3 protein-coding genes and 2 pseudogenes are annotated in these 2538 nt (G+C 66.0%); 3 read left to right on the top strand and 2 right to left on the bottom strand.

Annotated features, from left to right (window positions below; genetic code table 11):
* A partial coding sequence (tnpA, locus tag AB0D27_RS45345) for an IS200/IS605 family transposase (protein ID WP_362521489.1) occupies positions 1–194 on the top strand: 194 nt, incomplete at its 5' end.
* Between the two features lie 101 nt (positions 195–295).
* Here the strand turns inward: tnpA and AB0D27_RS45340 are convergent.
* A complete protein-coding gene (locus AB0D27_RS45340; RefSeq protein WP_362521486.1) occupies positions 296–463 on the bottom strand; it encodes a hypothetical protein in 168 nt (55 codons plus the stop codon).
* A 341-nt stretch (positions 464–804) separates the two neighbouring features.
* On the opposite strand from AB0D27_RS45340, the gene AB0D27_RS45335 reads away from it, so the two are divergent.
* The gene (locus AB0D27_RS45335; RefSeq protein WP_362521483.1) at positions 805–1515 is read left to right on the top strand and encodes a FadR/GntR family transcriptional regulator; all 711 of its coding nucleotides are present in this window, start codon (positions 805–807) and stop codon (positions 1513–1515) included.
* Positions 1516–1534: 19 nt separating this feature from the next.
* Here the strand turns inward: AB0D27_RS45335 and AB0D27_RS45330 are convergent.
* Positions 1535–2057 (bottom strand): annotated as a pseudogene (locus AB0D27_RS45330) (transposase).
* Between the two features lie 80 nt (positions 2058–2137).
* On the opposite strand from AB0D27_RS45330, the pseudogene AB0D27_RS45325 reads away from it, so the two are divergent.
* Positions 2138–2538 (top strand): annotated as a pseudogene (locus tag AB0D27_RS45325) (ISL3 family transposase); the annotation flags it as partial.

Raw genomic sequence — 2538 nt, 5'->3', positions numbered from 1 at the left:
TCTCGGTCTCCAAGCTGGTCGGTTCCCTCAAAGGCGTCTCCGCCCGCAGACTCCGCCAGGAGTACCCCGACCACATCCGCAAGTACCTGTGGGGCGCGCACTTCTGGTCACCCTCGTACTTCGCGGCGAGTTGCGGCGGCGCCCCGCTCAGCATCATCAAGGAGTACATCGAAAACCAGCAGCGCCCGCAGTAGACGGCTGAGGCCAACAGTGCAGACCCATGCACGCGCGCGGGTCAGAGCAGTCCAGAGAAGCGCTTCCTCCCGGACGTGAACACCCGGGGTTCCGCGCTAGATCATGCTGAAATTTCGGGGTGCTCGACCGCAGAGATGGCGATGCCGCTGGTCCACAAGCGCACGAGGTCAACCGTGGCGTTCATGCTCTCCGATGCGATGAAGCCTTCGAGCCCCATGGCGGCGACGGCGCGCATGCCAGGTTCGAGGCGGCCGAAGAACTCCTTCACACCCGGGTCTATTTGTGCCCGAGAGGAGAGCGCGATTCGGGCCCTCTCGATCGCCAGGGACCGTTCGTCAGCAGGCAGAAAGTAGCGCGAGACGGTCGTGGGGCTCGGGGATGGCCAGCAGCTGTTCCTGGTGGCGCGCAGGGCCGCCTTGTGGATCTTGCCACTGGGTGTGTGGGGGCGGCCCGGGACGCTGTCCGGCGGCCAGCGCCAGCGGGGTCAGGCCTCGCGCCCTTCAAGGTCCCACGCTACGTGGAGTTCCGCGCCCGGCCCGCCACGGGCAAGCGCCGCCGCGGCCGACCACCAGCAGGACACCAAGAACGGGCCGGAGGTACATTCGGGGCGTGAATAAACAGACCGCTTCCCCGCCGAGCTACCTGCGGGTTGCCGATGAGCTTCGCCGGAGAATCGTGCTCGGGGAGCTGATGCCGGGGCAGCAGCTCCCGACCGAGCCGGAGCTACCGGGCCAGGTCGGGGTGTCACGCAGTACCTGGCGTGAGGCGATCCGCAGGCTTGAGGCTGAAGGCTTGATCACGACCGTCCGGGGGGTTAACGGCGGCACGTTCGTCGCGGAACCATCGCCTGCCGATGTGGCGGCGTACATGCAGACGGCCCTGACGCTGCTCTCAAGGACTCAACTGACCACGGATCAGATGGCCGAAGCACGCCGGCTACTCGAGATCCCGGCGGCGGGCTTTGCGGCCAGCAGGCGGGGTGACGCGGATCTGGCCAAGATGGCTGAATCGGTGGATCGTGCGCGAGACTTGCACGGCCCGGAGCAGTGGGCAGAGAACCACCGTTTCCACAACCTCTTGCTCGAGGCTGCAGGCAATCCTCTGGTCGCGGCGCTGAGCGCCCCGATTGAGTCGGTACTCGGTTCCAGAATCGACCGGGAGTCGCCGAGTGAGGGATTCTGGGCGCAAGTATGTGACGACCACCAAGATGTCTTCCGCGCTGTCCGGGACGGGGACTCTGAGGCTGCCCGCGACGCGATGGCCCGCCACTTGGACAACCTCGCCAAGGCCTACCTGACGGCACGGCCTGACTGCTACTGACCTTCGTGTCGTGATGTCGTCAGGGAAGGCCGGTTTCTGTGAGGCATCCATCGACGAGGTTGCTGCGGTACTGAATCTGACGGAGGCCCTGCCGGAGGGTGCGGATCAGGTGGTCGGGGTCGGTGAAGGCGGTGTTGGCCTGGCTGCTGCGTCGTAGCAGGGACCAGATGCCCTCGACGGGGGTTGAGGTCGGGTGCGTACGCCGGCAGGAAGTAGCAGGTGATCCAGTCCTGGGCGCCGATGAACTCCCGCAGTCGGCGGTCCTTGTGCACGTTCAAGTTGTCCCGGACGAGCACGATCGAGGCGCCGAGCTGCTGATGGGCAGCGGTCAGCAGGTCTCGGTAATCGGTCCAGGTGAAACTGCGTCTGCCGCCCCGTTTGTGATCGACGTGCTGTTTGGGCTGGTAGATCAGGCGGGAGCGTTCGCCCTGCTTGTAGCAGGCCAGAGCGGCGATGGAGAAGCGGCGCCGGGAACGTCCCGGCACCCGGATCACCAGAGTGTGCCCGCGTCTGGCCCAAGTGCGCGTTGTCGGCGGCGTCATCGAGAGGCTCAGTCAAGATTTCCGTGACGGAGTGACGGAGCGTCATTCCGGTGGCATGGTCTGCCGTGTGTGATGACTTGGTGGGCATCGTGTTCCCGCACCTGGAGAAGGTGCTGGTGGAACACGTGTGGATGGAGGACGGCGTGGTGCGGGTCAAGGCCCGCACTCTGGACGGTGCGCTTCCATGTCCGTCGTGCGGTCTTTGCTCCTACCGCGTCCACAGCCGGTATAGGAGACACCTGGCGGACGCCGCCGTGGGCGGGTGTCCGGTGGTCGTCGACTTGTCAGTGCGGCGGCTGTTCTGCGATGTCACTGATTGTGCGCGTCGTACTTTTGCGGAACAGGTCGGGGGCCTGACCGTCCGCTACGGACGTCGCACTGTGGTGCTGGTGGCCCTGGTGCAGGCGATTGCCCTGGCACTTGCCGGCCGGGCAGGCGCCCGGCTTGCCGCCGTACTCCACATCGTCGTCAGCAGAGTGAC

It is taken from the genome of Streptomyces sp. NPDC048415 (genome assembly GCF_040651675.1).
GTDB lineage: Bacteria > Actinomycetota > Actinomycetes > Streptomycetales > Streptomycetaceae > Streptomyces.
Note: the sequence above shows the minus strand (reverse complement) of the source record. Positions and strands in the feature narration are given on the sequence as shown.